This window comes from Winogradskyella flava (assembly GCF_014243395.1).
Lineage (GTDB): Bacteria > Bacteroidota > Bacteroidia > Flavobacteriales > Flavobacteriaceae > Winogradskyella > Winogradskyella flava.
In genome coordinates, this window is sequence record NZ_JACLCP010000003.1 from 131,701 (window position 1) to 144,798 (window position 13,098).

Below are 13,098 nucleotides of genomic sequence, written 5' to 3' on the forward strand. Positions count from 1 at the left end.
AGGTTATTGATTTAAAATATTTATGAGACTAAAGCTTTTATTACTTGTAACGCCATTATTCGGTTTGTTTTTAGAATCTAGCGCTCAAGATACTGCCGAATTATTCATTAGGGTTGTAGATGAGAAAACGAAACAGCCCATCTCATACGCCACGGTAAGATTTGGAGATACACGGCAAGGAATAATAGCAAATGAGAAAGGAGACTTTAGACTACCTCTAACTTTTAAGTTGCAAAACAGGACTGTAATAATTTCTTCTATAGGATTTCAAACACACACTGTTTCAGTAGGTGATTTAAATGAAAACATCATCAATACCATCTATTTAAAAACTAAAATAGAAGAACTTGATGCCGTGCTTATTTCTGGCACAAGAAGAAAGAGCAAAAGAAATGAAAGTAAAACTGAACGTTTATCAGTTGAAGAAATTATTAGAAATGCTATTCGAGAAATACCGACTAATTATCCATATCAACCACATTCAGCAATAGCTTACTATAGAGATTATCAAGTTGTAAATGATAATTACTACAATTTAAATGAGGGCATCGTGGAGATTTTTGACTCGGGCTTTAATACTAATAAACTCGTTTATAAAGATAACCATACAGCGTTGTATTCCTATGATTTGAATACTGAATTTTATCAGGATACCCTATTACTTTACAGTGTCTATGGAAAATCAAAGAAATTGGCAGGTGATAATAGTGCGAAATTAGGTATTGAGACTCTGAACGAACTTGAAATTTTGAATATTCATAATCCAATAAGGAACTTTGATAAAAATACATTTTCTTCTGTCCATGTTTTTAAAGATGATTTCATTAAAAATCACGACTTTAAAATATCTCGTATTACCTATGTTGAAAATGAGCCACTTTATGAAATAGAATTTATCACTAATGAAGAGTCTAAAATAAGATACTTTGGAGTAGGGAAAATATATATTTCCAAGTTAAACTATGCTATACATAAACTGGAGTATAGAGTATTTGATGTAGGACGAGACTTCCAAAGGGTAAATTTGACTACTCATCTTAAAAATGAGGTCTCTCTAAAGGGCAAGGAAACCTTGTTTGAAGTTACCATCGAGTATAAGTCCATTGGTTCTAAAATGTACTTAAATTACATGACCTTTAATAACAGGTTTCTTTTAAAAGAGCCTAATCCGTTTAAATTAGAGGAAATGAGTTTCAATAGTAATGATAAAAGATTTTATCTCACTTTCAACAAACCTTTGGATGAAAGCTCGATTAAAAGAAAGCGTAACTTTAAGTTGTATTATAAAAAGAAAAAGCTAGTAATCAAGGATGTGGAGCTTATTGAAGAAAACAAATTAAGAGTAGATGTTGTAAGTTGGTCAGCTGGTGAAGAAGTGAATATAAGAAACGTTTCGGGAGATCAATTCTCCTGCAAGCTTAGTAGGATTAAAGATATTCTTGGAGGTACAATCAATAAGCCATTTCGGCTAACAGGTTATCAGTTTAGAGAGTTCTTTACTCAAGAGATCTTTGAAGACAAAACAATAGAATCAAATTTAATTTATGTGGATAAGACTTTACCACTTTCGTTATCTAAGCTAAACGAACCAAGTTTTGACATTGCCAAATATTGGATGAATTCACCATTAAAAACCACGAATAATTAAATAGTTAATATTGAAAGTCATGTTTGGTTATCTAAAGCAAATCCATCCTGTTTTACCAGTTAAAGATGTAACTAAAGCTATATTTCATGATAAAACAAGCATTAAACAAACAGCTTTGGGCACAAAAGAGTTTGCTTTTTATGATTTATACGGAAATGGTTTAACATTTTATAGAGATATTTAGGCTGCGATATCTCATTGTAAGTATCGTGTTTTTCTCAAAACATTAATCGTTATTGTTACCATTTTCGTCATCATCTTGCTGTTTCATTTTAATATATCGAGAGACCAGACGCATTCCTAATCTAGCAAAAAGGATTATGGCAATTACCATAACAATATCAAATCCAGTCATTGGTCTTTATTGAAGTTATTCAATCTATTAGTGTCAATAAAAAGAAAATAGTTACAGATAACTTAACCACCATTTGTCTTTATTATTCAATTTATAGATCATATACTTTTTACAAATAGGGTAAAGGATAACAATTACAATGGCCCAAACGACATAAGTGACCCAAAGATCAAACCCTATATTAAATAAATAACCAGACTTAAAACGATCTACGGTTAGTATAAGTTCTTGCGAATTTTCGCCAAGTATTGCGAGGCCAATCATACCAATAAGATGAATCAGATATAAATGAATGATGTAGTAAAAGAATGGTACTCGCCCAAAAACCACTAAAACATTGGTCATCCTATTTTTAATCGATTCAATGCCATATAAGAACAATAGCGCTGGACCAATAGTCATTAAGGTGTAAATTAGTGATGGAGGATACTTTGTGGTATTAAAAAAAGATAAAATAGTATACATAAAACTATCTTGGGTTTCCCAAGGTTTTAAGTCGCCATAAGCATTTACAAAACGCAGAATAAAAAACAGGATGATTGCACCAAGTCCTAATTTTAGTAACCATTTTTTCCTAATTTTTTTATCGAATCCACTTTGGTAAAAATGGCCAAAACAATAACCCAAAATCATTATACCTAGCCAAGGTAGAAAAGGATAGGCAATAGCTAACATACCTTGTCCATCATTGATTACTTGGAAATTAAACTGATGTATATAATACCATAATATGGATAGAGGTTCTGTGCCCTGTTGAGTGATTCCATCTAACAAATTATGACCAAGTAAAATAAGAATTCCAAGAGCTAAAAGCACTTTTTTTGGTAAATAAATCAAAGCCGCTAAAATCATCATACATATTCCGATAGCCCAAATAACCTGAAAAATATGAACGCTAAGAGAAATATCGAATGTCCATGAAAAATTCACAACAGTTAACTCGATAAAGACCAACCAAAGTCCTCTTGTAAATAAGAATTTAGCTAAACTGTTTTTTGATTTCTTTTTGCTTCCATATAAAAACGCTGAAGTTCCCGCAAGAAATACAAATACCGGTGCGCAAAAATGAGTAATCCATCTCGTGAAAAAGAGAAAAGGTGTAGTGGTTTGTAAATTGGTTGGGTCTACAAACATGTAGCCAGTGTTTGTATAATCCCTTGCATGATCCAAGGCCATAATAACCATAACAAGACCTCTTAGAATATCTATAGATTCTATCCTAGCTGATTTGATTGATGACATTTCGATTAGTGTTAGTTAGTGTAGATGCTTAAAGGTATAGAAAAAGTGTAATAAAAAAAGTATGGTTTTATAATATTTAACTAATCAAATAAACAGGCAAACCAGCGATAGCATTATCATTAACTAATTGGATGTACTTCAAACACTAAACCATCAATAGTGCATGTCGTTACTATTACTGGTTCTATCTTTATATAGTGCCTGTCTATATTTAACCCTTAATCACTCTAGGTGTACTAATACTTTATACATAATGGTAAAGCTTTCTGTTTTTTCTGTGCTTGTCAAAATTCACAAACAGTATTAATACGATCATTGGTATTGGTGATAATGTTATGAATAAAGTTGCTGAGCGTTGTGCTATAACAAGAAGCACTATCTTATTAATCTTTCATTGGTTGTTATGATATAATAATGATAGTGCTTTCTAAACCGCTAGGGTTAATAATTCTAGACTAACAAATGTCCTAGTTCATACTTAGTTCTGCTTGTAAGGTGTATATAAAACTAGTGACATGATCTACAGACGTATTAAATTTTGCGCGGATGTTTTCTGTTTTAGACTTACCGTGTACGCTCTCATACACTTCCCATACACTATCTTCATCTTTATCTAATTCAGCAAAGTCCTTGTAGGGTGTAGATACAAAATAATCACCACCATCTCCTGCCAAAGAACGATACCAATATCCTCGTTTATCACCTTCTTTTTTATCAAGAGCAGATGAAACTTCATTTATCACTTCATTGAAAGCTTTACGGTCATTGACATCAAAACCGTAAACCCAAACAAGAGTGTTATCGCCTAATTCTGCTTTGCTACTTAATTTTGGCATAGATTTAAACGTGTTAAAGCTTCTACTTTCAATATGAGGCACAATGGATTCTAATGCGATTGGGCGACATGCCATTCCTGCATCATCATCCTCGCCCATTTCTGCCCAATTGTCCATACGCGACGCAACAACATATACATCTCCTTTACCTTGCGTACGTTTCCATGTTCTCCAAGTGTTGTTGCCATTGTTGTCCTTGTAACACTTTATCCATTTTTTTACACCATCCGTAAAATTTGAATTATGTCCAAATTTGATACTATACTCCGTAAGATTCATTACAAACTCTTCGCTTTCTTGAGCTTGAGTGGTCATTGGAAGCATGTATAATAAACATGCCGTAGTTAAAATTGCTAATTGTTTCATAATTAATAGCTTTAATTGGTTAATGATAAATGAATTCAATTTTTGAATTCCCATTCAAGTAACTAACAATCAATATGAAATAAAAACGAGCCAGGACGAAACGGCTATTCTATTACCCGAGTATTAATATTTACTTATCAAAGAAATTTATAAAGTAAAGATGATTAAATTGTTTGTAGACGATTCAGTAATTCATCCTTTAAGGATTTACTTATTGGAATTGCTTTTTTACCAACAACGATATGGCCATTCGCCAACTCGCTAATTTTCGAGATACTGACAATATATGATCGATGCACACGTAAGAAGTGTTTTCGTGGTAGCTTTTCATCCATATCTTTTAAGGTCGTTACCAATAGATACTCTTTGTTCTTAGAATAGATACGACAGTAGTTGCGTTCTGCCTCGATGTAAAGAATATCATTAATATCTACTTTAACCATGGAATTGTTGTGTCTTACAAAAATACTGTCGCTAAGAATTAGAGATTCAACGTTTTGAAGTACGTCATCTTCTTCGTTCTTTAGCGCAATCTGAGTAAGCGTTAACTCAATAGTGCGCTGTAAGTCAAGCTTTTTATAAGGTTTAGATATAAATCCATGTGGATGGGTTTTTTTAGCTCGATTAAAGTGCGCGTCATCAGTATTTGCTGTTAAATATATTATTGGTATGTTTTGTGTTTGCTGCATTTTTTCAGCAGTTTCAATACCGTCAAGACTGCCTTTTAGATTAATATCCAAGAGAAGTATATCAGGTGGATTAGTTGCTATATGTTGTAAGGCTTGTTCACCTCTCGGCACTATACCAGTAACTTCATAGCCCAATTCGGAAAGCTGAAGTGAAAGATTAGCACCAATAATCATTTCGTCTTCGACGATTAGTATTTTTATTTTACCATTCATTAAGCAGCTGTATCAATTAAGAAGTCAAATTCTATTAAAGTGCCATGATCTGAGCGTTCGGTCATTTTGCCATTAAGCTGTTGGGTTAATAGTTGGACAAGCTGTGAGCCAAATCCTGTTCCTTTTGGTGCAAGACCTTTGACTTTTCCAACACCATTGTCAGATACCTTTAATTTTAAGTGGTTGTTATCAGTTTTTTTTAAACTAATGGAAATTTCACCCTTTTCATGTTCAGGAAATGCATATTTTAATGCATTAGTCAATAATTCGTTAACGATAAGGCCAATTGGTACAGCAGTATCAACATCTAGATCTAAATTGTCCATAGCACACTCAATTTTCACTTTATCCTCAGCATTAAAGGTATCTATAATACCTTCGCTAAGGTTTAAGAAATAGTCCTTCATTTCTATACTTCCCAAATTTTCACCTTGATATAATTTTTGATGAATAATACCCATTGACTGCACGCGATTCTGACTTGCAATCATAGCATCTTTTGTTGCAGAATCTTCAATTTGTGCAGATTGTAAAGCAATTAGGCTTTTTACCATTTCTAGATTATTCTTCACACGATGGTGGATTTCTTTCAGAAGTAATTCATTTTCAGCATTTTTAGCACGGATAATTTTAGTTACTTTTTTATTTTTATTAAAAAAGTAAAGTAGTGAGAGTAAAAGTAAACCCAATAATGAGGCAACTGCAATAATCAAATTTTGTGTTTTTGTCTTTTGACCTATTAGAGAAGCTTGACTTGCCAAGGCTTCATCTTTTTTGCCAGTTTCATACTTCACGATAGTTTCCTTTTCAAGGTTTTCAATGGTGCCTTCGAGATCATTAATTTTATTACTATGAGCTATGTTTTTGTAGAATAAAGCATTTTTTAAATCGCCCAGCTTTTCATAGCATAGTGCTAAATCTTCATATTGAGTCACTAATGTAGTAGTCCCTTTTTTTTCATAAGCTTTTATGCCAGCTGATAAATGCTTCAGCGCCCTTTCATAATTATTCTGAAGCAAATAAACCTTACCAATTTCAGTTTGATATGTGGCGCAACGTTCTTCTCCAATTTTTGCAGAACATATTTCCCACGCCGCAATGAAATCTTTCAATGCTTCAGTATATTTTTTTTCCTTTAGGTATACTTCGCCTCTGTAAGAATGACCTCTCACTAATATAAAAGTCTCTTGAGGAACTTTTGTCTTTACAACATTTAAGCAGTAGTCGGCTGCTCTATAGGCTTTTTCAAATTCGCCTAGTTCACCGTAGCTTTGAATGAGACTAAATTGAGCAATGGCCACACCAGCAAAATTTTCTGCTTTTTCTAGAACAGGGACGGCTTTATTAAGGTACTCTACAGATTTTTCATAATCTTCCATGACTTGGTAAAGTGCACCTAGTGTTCTATAGGCTTGACCTAGACCAGCCTCGTCTTTCAATTCTTCATAAAGTGCGATGGCTTTAAATAAGACTTCTTGCGATTTATCTAGCTTACGTATGTTTATATAATCTATAGATAAAGCTCTGTAGGTATCTGCTGTTTTCTTTTTGTCATCAAGTTTAATGTAATAATTTAATGCTTTGTTGGCATGGTAAACAATCGAGTCGCCTGGGAATGTTCCATTATATCCGTGCCAACTGGCGATTTCTTCATGTACTTCGGCAATGGTTCTGATATCAGATTCTTGCTGGCTACGTTTTAGAGTTTGTAAGCCAATAGCATGAAAATTATCTAAATCTTTACCTGTATACGCGTTGTTGCGCATCCATGATAAACACGAATCTATTGAGGCGGTTTTCAAATCTTCAGGACTAGGAAGCTTGTTTTGTGAGAAACCTAAGCATACTGAAAAGCTTGCAGCGAGACATATTGTGATGGTTTTGGTCATAAGTCTTTAATAAGGTTGGAACTAAAAAGACCTAGGGGAATGTTAAAGATATAAAAAAAAGTGCTACCGTTATTAGCAACACTTCTAATCTTTATATGGTAATCTCAACCTGATTGTTAAGAATATCCTCAAAAGTTTCCCGCTTCCGAATGAGCTGAGGCTTACTTTTGTAAATTAATACTTCGGCTGGCCTGTAACGCGAATTATAATTGCTCGCCATGGAATAACAATAAGCTCCTGCATTTTTAAAACATAGAATATCACCTTCATTGATTTCATTGATGCGTCTGTTGTTGGCAAAGGTGTCCGTTTCACAGATGTAACCTACTACAGAATAGAATCGTTCTCTACCTTTGGGATTTGAAATGTTGATAATCTCATGTTGAGAACCATAAAGCATCGGACGGATCAAATGATTAAATCCAGAATCGATTTGGGCAAAAACTGTTGATGTCGTCTGCTTCACAGCGTTGACTTTGGCTAAAAATAAACCAGCCTCACTGACTAAAAATTTACCAGGCTCAAAAGCCAATGTTAAATCTCTACCGTATTCTGTACAGAATTCATTGAATCGTTTTGATAGTTTTTGACCTAATTCTTCAATATTAGTTTCTATATCACCAGCTCTATAAGGTACTTTAAATCCAGAACCAAAGTCTATAAATTCAAGGTCTTTAAAGTTCTTAGCCGTTTCAAATAAAATTTCACTGGCATAGAGGAATACATCAATATCCAGAATATCACTTCCAGTATGCATATGAATACCGTTGATGTTCATTTTGGTATTTTCAACAATACGAAGTAATAAAGGAATTTGATGAATAGAGATTCCGAATTTACTATCTATATGACCAACCGAAATGTTGGTATTACCACCAGCCATGACATGTGGGTTAATACGAATACAAACAGGAACATTAGGGTGTTTCGTACCAAATTGCTCTAGAATAGATAGGTTATCTATGTTGATTTGCACACCAAGCTTTGTAACAGCTTCAATTTCTTCAAGTGATACACCATTGGGCGTGTAAATAATATCTTCAGGCTTAAATCCAGCTTTTAGGCCTAGTCGAACCTCTTGTATAGAAACAGTATCTAAGCCAGAGCCAAGGGAGTTAAATAGTTTTAAAATGGAGATGTTTGAGAGCGCTTTAACCGCGTAATTAACTCTTAACTGTTTTACCTTGCCAAATGCTTTTGTTAGACGTTTATATTGAGAGGCAATGGTATCTGCATCATAAATATAAATAGGATTACCGAAATCCTTGACAATCTGCAACAAGGTTTTATTATTCATAAATTAATTTCTTTAGTTTTAATGTACAAACATAGACTTTCGATATGCTAAACAGAATTAATTGTAGTTAATTTACTATTTTTGCACAAATTGTTAAATAATTAACAAATGAAAACAATTTCATCCTGTGTCGAATCTATTGTATTAACACAACCTTTTTTAGAAGAAGGATTATCTCAAGGCATTATTAACTATTCTGCCTTGGCCCATGTATTGCAAGAGCAAGTGTCTCATCAATTGGGGCGTCCTGTGAAAACAGGTGCTATTATGATGGCACTTAGACGTTATAATGATACGCTGTCAGTCAGTAAACCTTATTATGGTTTAACCTCGTTATTAGAACAACTTGGAGATATTACTTTGCGTTCTAATTTAACGGACTTCACTTTTCAAAATTCTAATACCTTAATTCATAGCCAAGCGGATATCCTGAATAAAATAAAAGATAAGAGCCATATTTTTTACACGTTTACCAGAGGTATTTTAGAGAGTAATATTATTATTTCGAGTTCAGAAAAGCAGGATGTGTTAGAGAGCTTTAAAGATGAAGATTGCCTACAATTAAAAGAAAATCTATCTGCCATAAGTCTAATTCTACCTAAAAACAATACGAAAGTTGCTGGTTTGTACTATCAAATTCTTAAACGTTTAGCATGGCAGAACGTTGCTCTCTATGAAGTTATATCCACGACCAACGAATTTACAATAGTTGTTGAAGACACCGTTGTAGATAATGCATTTTCCATTATAAAAAACTTGAACAAAGTTTGATGCTTAGCTTCAACCGGCTCAAAAAACAGTCTAAAAAAATATTGGTTTAAAGTATGGGTATGTGTATTTTTGTGCCACGAAATAAATTTCTGACGACATATGAATCTACACGAATATCAAGGAAAAGAATTATTAAGCAGTTTTGGAGTTCGTATTCAACGCGGTATAGTGGCTCAAAGTGCCAAAGATGCTGTTGATGCAGCTAAGCAGTTAACAGCCGAAACAGGTACAGGTTGGCATGTTATAAAAGCACAAGTTCATGCAGGTGGGCGTGGTAAAGGTGGTGGTGTAAAACTGGCTAAAAATCTTCAAGAAGTTGAAGACATTGCAGGCAACATTATTGGCATGAATTTGGTGACACCTCAAACTTCTGCAGAGGGAAAGAAAGTTCACCAAGTATTAATTGCTGAAGATGTTTATTATCCTGGTGACAATGAGCCAGAAGAATACTATATGTCTGTATTATTAAATCGTGGTACAGGTAAAAACATGATCATGTATTCTACTGAAGGCGGAATGGATATTGAAACAGTTGCTGAGGAAACACCTCATTTAATTTTTACAGAGGAAGTAGATCCTGCTCTAGGATTACTTGGTTTTCAAGCGCGCCGTGTAGCGTTTAACTTAGGTTTATCGGGCACAGCGTTTAAAGAAATGACAAAATTTGTATCAGCTTTATATACGGCTTATGTTAAGTCTGATGCGTCTTTATTTGAAATCAATCCAGTTTTAAAAACTAGTGATGATAAAATTATGGCTGTTGATGCTAAAGTGACCTTAGATGATAACGCATTATATAGACATAAAGATTTAAAAGAATTACGTGATTTACGTGAAGAAAACCCAATCGAAGTTGAAGCAGGTGCTTTGGGTTTAAACTATGTGGATTTAGACGGTAATGTAGGTTGTATGGTAAATGGTGCTGGTCTCGCCATGGCCACAATGGATTTAATTAAGCAAGCAGGCGGTGAACCAGCTAACTTCTTAGATGTTGGAGGTACTGCTGATGCAGCTAGAGTAGAGGCAGCTTTCAAAATCATTTTAAAAGATCCTGCCGTAAAAGCAATATTGATAAATATTTTTGGAGGTATTGTACGTTGTGATCGTGTAGCACAAGGTGTTATTGATGCTTATAAGAATATGGGTAACATTAATGTGCCAATCATTGTGCGTTTACAAGGCACCAATGCAGATATTGCTAAAGATTTGATTGATAATTCAGGATTGGATGTCATGAGTGCCACTGAATTTCAAGAAGCTGCGGATAAGGTACAAGAGGTTCTTTCTTAAAAATATAGATTTTTATAATTAACTCAAATGCGCCTATTTAGGCGCATTTTTGTTTTTATCAATGTTAATAGTGTGCTAATCAACGTTAAACAGTGTTAACTAGTGTAACTCTCGTAATAATTAGTCGTCTTTTAAGTATCAATCTTATAAAAACGAATAATTATGAATGTCATGAAAAAAAATCAAGAGCACAGAAACACCAATGGAATTGGTGCGAGTAAAACGTTAAAAATGTTAGTACTAGTCGTAACAATTGCGTTTAGTAGTGTACTTTCAGCTAGTACAAATCCAGTCGAAAAAGCTGAGCCAACTTCAGTTACAGAAACAGTTGGGGATTTATTGAAAAATCCAGATTTTCAATTAAATGAAGATATTGGTGCTATGGTAGAAATAGTAATAAACCAGAATGATGAAATGGTTGTATTATCTGTTGATACTAAAAGTGAAACTGTAGAGAAGTACATCAAAAGTCGATTAAACTACAAGAAAATTTCTAAAGAAGTTCTAGACTACAGGAAGTCATTTAAAATACCTGTAAGGATTCTAAAATCAAAGTTTTGATTTTTGACTAGAAAAAGAGCGACATTTTTTGTTGCTCTTTTTTTTTATAAATGTAACCCGCACTCAGTTTTCGGATTATTGTTCCAACGACCACCACGGTCTTCACCCGGAACAGTGCAATGTTCGCAGCCTATTGAATGATATCCTTTGGCTACCAAAGGATGAAAAGGCAATTGATGTTCTTCTATATAAGCATCACGTTGCACTTTGGTAATATCTAATAACGGATAAAATTTTACAATGTCGCCGCGCTGTTCGAAAATATCTAACGTCGCCCTATGATCACTTTGCCATTCCATTAAACCAGACATCCACAGTTTATAATTCTGTTTTATAAGATCTAAAGGCTTCACTTTATTGATAGAACAACAAAAGTCTGGATTCTTTTTCCATGTTTCGTCCTTGGTTGTAAAATCATGTTCTTCTTTTATAGCAGAAACGGATTTTATATTTAGGTTGTATTTTTTTTCTAAGGTTGATTTATAGTTTAAGGTATCTTCAAAATGATAGCCAGTGTCTATAAAAAAGACTTCTTGCTGTGTATTGATGTCAGAAACTAATTTTAATAAAAAAGCAGAGGTAGCCGCAAAAGAGCTTGTTAACATGATATCATTAATATCAAAATCTAGATACAATTGTTCAATACGTTTACTAGCTGTTAAAGACTTGTATTTTTTGTTTAGCTTCTCAATGTCTTTTGATGAGATATCCGACAATGGGGAAAGATTTGACGTAGTTTCAAACATCTATTAAGAATTATTAAGAACGCAAGTTATATGCTTAGGATATAACAAAAAAATTCCCTTTTTATTTTTACGAAGTTGATAATTTAATGTGACTTTTTTTGCTTTTTTGGCATTGGACCTCGTAAATGAATGATCAATCCATTTAGAAAGTTTCTCAGAATTTGATCTCCACATTCCATATATTTGGGATGATCCTCTTTTCTAAAGAATGCGTTTAGCTCACTTTTAGAAATTCTAAAATCAACTAAAGCTAATATTTTCACAATATCATCGTCTCTTAATTTGTGAGCAACTCTTAATTTTTTAAATATATCATTGTTTGTCATGTTCTTAACCTTTAGAAGTTAACCACTGATAAGCCTCGCCAAAGTAAGTTGACCAAAATTTTTCATTATGCTCACCATCTTCAATAATTCGATTTCGTATTTGATTCTCTTTTACGCCTTTCGATTTTAATATTGCCACCATACGTTCTTGATCTGGCACCATAGTTTTCCCTTCTTTTTCGCCAACCAAAAAGAAAAACTTGGACGTCTCAGGTATGGTAATATTTCCAATCAAATCAAAAAGCTCTGGATTAATCCAAAATGCTGGTGAAAAGATACCAGCCTTGCCAAAAGTTTCAGGATATTTTATTGCGGCATAAAATGATATTAAGCCACCAAGTGATGAACCAAATATGGTCGTGTTTAGAGCATCTGATTTGGTTTTATAGGCAACATCAATATGTGGTTTTAAGGTGTTTTTTATAAATGTGAGGTAGGCATTCCCTTGGCCACCTCCATATGTTTCATGTTTATAAGGTGTCAACTCAGCTATACGTTTCTCTTCACCATGTTCAATACCTACAATAATACTTTCATTATCTGTTAGCGCGTCCATATATTCATCTATGCTCCATTCGCCAACATAAGAAGTCTTAACATCGAATAAATTCTGGGCATCATGCATATAAATGACTGGATAGGGCTTTTTAGAATTTTTATAATTTTTTGGTAAATAGACCCAAATTGTTTTTATGGCATCTAATTGTGGTGCTGCAATGGTGAACGTTGTAACTTGTTCAGAGGCAGTACTTTGTGGATATGATTTGTTAAAAAAAACAACTAAAAGCAATACATAAATGTACCGTAATCTCATACTATAACTGAAGTTTTAAGTTGATAAACGTTTAAAAATCTCGACTAAATACGTT

The 13,098-nt window shown here is 33.5% G+C and carries 14 protein-coding genes; 5 read left to right on the top strand and 9 right to left on the bottom strand.

What is annotated here, in order from left to right; translation table 11 throughout:
* Positions 1 to 22: 22 nt before the first annotated feature.
* The gene (locus tag H7F21_RS11050) at positions 23 to 1,648 is read left to right on the top strand and encodes a carboxypeptidase-like regulatory domain-containing protein (protein ID WP_185789349.1); all 1,626 of its coding nucleotides are present in this window, start codon (positions 23 to 25) and stop codon (positions 1,646 to 1,648) included.
* A gap of 19 nt (positions 1,649 to 1,667) precedes the next feature.
* Entirely contained in the window at positions 1,668 to 1,832 is a 165-nt protein-coding gene (locus H7F21_RS11055) for a hypothetical protein (protein WP_185789350.1), read from the top strand.
* Positions 1,833 to 1,874: 42 nt separating this feature from the next.
* Here the strand turns inward: H7F21_RS11055 and H7F21_RS17500 are convergent, their stop codons facing one another.
* The 6 genes from H7F21_RS17500 to lysA all read right to left on the bottom strand — a co-directional run bounded on the left by H7F21_RS17500 (position 1,875) and on the right by lysA (position 8,535).
* Positions 1,875 to 2,003, bottom strand: a complete 129-nt coding sequence (locus H7F21_RS17500) for a hypothetical protein (RefSeq protein ID WP_281397792.1) — start codon at positions 2,001 to 2,003, stop codon at positions 1,875 to 1,877.
* A 51-nt stretch (positions 2,004 to 2,054) separates the two neighbouring features.
* Positions 2,055 to 3,245: an acetyltransferase domain-containing protein gene (locus H7F21_RS11060; RefSeq protein ID WP_185789351.1), complete on the bottom strand. Its 1,191-nt coding sequence runs from the start codon at positions 3,243 to 3,245 to the stop codon at positions 2,055 to 2,057.
* Positions 3,246 to 3,712: 467 nt separating this feature from the next.
* Positions 3,713 to 4,447: a hypothetical protein gene (locus tag H7F21_RS11065; protein WP_185789352.1), complete on the bottom strand. Its 735-nt coding sequence runs from the start codon at positions 4,445 to 4,447 to the stop codon at positions 3,713 to 3,715.
* A 164-nt stretch (positions 4,448 to 4,611) separates the two neighbouring features.
* Positions 4,612 to 5,349, bottom strand: coding sequence for a LytR/AlgR family response regulator transcription factor (locus H7F21_RS11070; RefSeq protein WP_185789353.1), 738 nt, complete (start codon positions 5,347 to 5,349; stop codon positions 4,612 to 4,614).
* Positions 5,349 to 7,238 (bottom strand): tetratricopeptide repeat-containing sensor histidine kinase, encoded by a 1,890-nt coding sequence (locus tag H7F21_RS11075; protein ID WP_185789354.1) that lies wholly within the window; start codon positions 7,236 to 7,238, stop codon positions 5,349 to 5,351. The genes H7F21_RS11070 and H7F21_RS11075 overlap by 1 nt, the downstream gene beginning before the upstream one ends.
* 91 nt (positions 7,239 to 7,329) lie before the next feature.
* Positions 7,330 to 8,535 (bottom strand): diaminopimelate decarboxylase, encoded by a 1,206-nt coding sequence (lysA, locus tag H7F21_RS11080; protein ID WP_185789355.1) that lies wholly within the window; start codon positions 8,533 to 8,535, stop codon positions 7,330 to 7,332.
* 108 nt (positions 8,536 to 8,643) lie between these two features.
* On the opposite strand from lysA, the gene H7F21_RS11085 reads away from it, so the two are divergent.
* The 3 genes from H7F21_RS11085 (at position 8,644) to H7F21_RS11095 (ending at position 11,157) form a co-directional block, all read left to right on the top strand.
* Positions 8,644 to 9,306 (top strand): hypothetical protein, encoded by a 663-nt coding sequence (locus H7F21_RS11085; RefSeq protein WP_185789356.1) that lies wholly within the window; start codon positions 8,644 to 8,646, stop codon positions 9,304 to 9,306.
* A 99-nt stretch (positions 9,307 to 9,405) separates the two neighbouring features.
* Positions 9,406 to 10,596 (top strand): ADP-forming succinate--CoA ligase subunit beta, encoded by a 1,191-nt coding sequence (sucC, locus tag H7F21_RS11090; protein ID WP_185789357.1) that lies wholly within the window; start codon positions 9,406 to 9,408, stop codon positions 10,594 to 10,596.
* Between the two features lie 171 nt (positions 10,597 to 10,767).
* Positions 10,768 to 11,157 (top strand): hypothetical protein, encoded by a 390-nt coding sequence (locus tag H7F21_RS11095; RefSeq protein WP_185789358.1) that lies wholly within the window; start codon positions 10,768 to 10,770, stop codon positions 11,155 to 11,157.
* Positions 11,158 to 11,201: 44 nt separating this feature from the next.
* Here the strand turns inward: H7F21_RS11095 and H7F21_RS11100 are convergent, their stop codons facing one another.
* The 3 genes from H7F21_RS11100 to H7F21_RS11110 form a co-directional block, all read right to left on the bottom strand.
* Positions 11,202 to 11,903 carry a phosphoadenylyl-sulfate reductase gene (locus H7F21_RS11100; RefSeq protein ID WP_185789359.1) on the bottom strand — a complete coding sequence of 234 codons (702 nt, stop codon included), beginning with the start codon at positions 11,901 to 11,903 and terminating at the stop codon, positions 11,202 to 11,204.
* An 83-nt stretch (positions 11,904 to 11,986) separates the two neighbouring features.
* The gene (locus H7F21_RS11105) at positions 11,987 to 12,229 is read right to left on the bottom strand and encodes a DUF1456 family protein (RefSeq protein ID WP_185789360.1); all 243 of its coding nucleotides are present in this window, start codon (positions 12,227 to 12,229) and stop codon (positions 11,987 to 11,989) included.
* Between the two features lie 4 nt (positions 12,230 to 12,233).
* Positions 12,234 to 13,043 (bottom strand): alpha/beta hydrolase, encoded by an 810-nt coding sequence (locus tag H7F21_RS11110; RefSeq protein ID WP_185789361.1) that lies wholly within the window; start codon positions 13,041 to 13,043, stop codon positions 12,234 to 12,236.
* Between the last annotated feature and the right edge of the window lie 55 nt (positions 13,044 to 13,098).